1 protein-coding gene is annotated in these 905 nt (G+C 69.1%); it reads right to left on the bottom strand.

Annotation, left to right across the window (positions count from 1 at the left end):
- Window positions 1-719: transposase family protein (locus SLP03_RS31440; RefSeq protein ID WP_319464265.1), on the bottom strand; the 719-nt coding region annotated here is incomplete at its 3' end.
- Window positions 720-905: the final 186 nt, after the last annotated feature.

The raw sequence follows: 905 nt of genomic DNA, 5'->3' as shown, positions 1-905 counted from the left end.
CGGGCGGCGCGGCGGTAGTCGCGCAGGATTTTCCAGCACTTCATCCTGGCCAGGGCGTGTTCGACCTGGGCACGCACAATGCGGTGCTGCCTGTTCAGGTCGGCTTTCCAGTCGGGTAGTTCGCTGCGGTCGGCGGGCTTGCGGTACGGGATGATCACCTCGGGGTTGCCGCGGTAGCCGCCGTCGGCCATGACCGGCCGCCCGTTCAGCTTCTCCTCGATGCCAGAGGTGCGGTAGACGATGGTGTCGTTGCGGTTGCCGGGCTGTGGGTCGCCGACGGCGATGACCAGGCGGGTGCTGGCGTCGATGGCGACCTGCAGGTTCGTCGAGTACCGGTAGTTCTTGCTCCGGGTGGCCAGGCGGTGATCGCGGGTCGGGATCAGGGTGCCGTCGACGATGGCGATCTGGTCGACCGGCCGCCGGCGCACCGGCGCGAGCGCCAGGAGTGGCCCGAGGGTGTCGATGACCCGGTGCGCGGCGGAGTGCGATACCCCGAACAGCGGGCCGATCTGGCGCATGGTCAGGTTGGTGCGCCAGTACGCGGCGACCAGCAGCACACGGTCCGGCAGGTCAAGGGCCCGCTGCCGGCCCGGCCGGCCGTCGGCGATGGCGTCCCGGCCTCGCTCGGCGACCAAGCGGACCAGCCGCCGGAACTGGGCCGGCTGCAGACCGGTGAACGGGAAGATCAGCTCCGGGCGCGCTGCGGAGATCACCTGCACCCAGGCATCCTCGGCCATCGTCCTCACCGGACATACGCCGGGGTTGCGAGACATCCCTTAGAGCCTGGTAAATAAGGGTTTCAGGTGGGTTGGTGGCGGGCGAGGCGGCGGGTCATGACGATGATCATGGCCCATTGGACCATCGCGGCGTGGTGGTCGGGTAGCCGTTCGTAGTCTCGGACCGTG

It is taken from the genome of Micromonospora sp. RTP1Z1, from assembly GCF_033804685.1.
Taxonomy (GTDB): domain Bacteria; phylum Actinomycetota; class Actinomycetes; order Mycobacteriales; family Micromonosporaceae; genus Micromonospora.
Note: the sequence above shows the minus strand (reverse complement) of the source record. Positions and strands in the feature narration are given on the sequence as shown.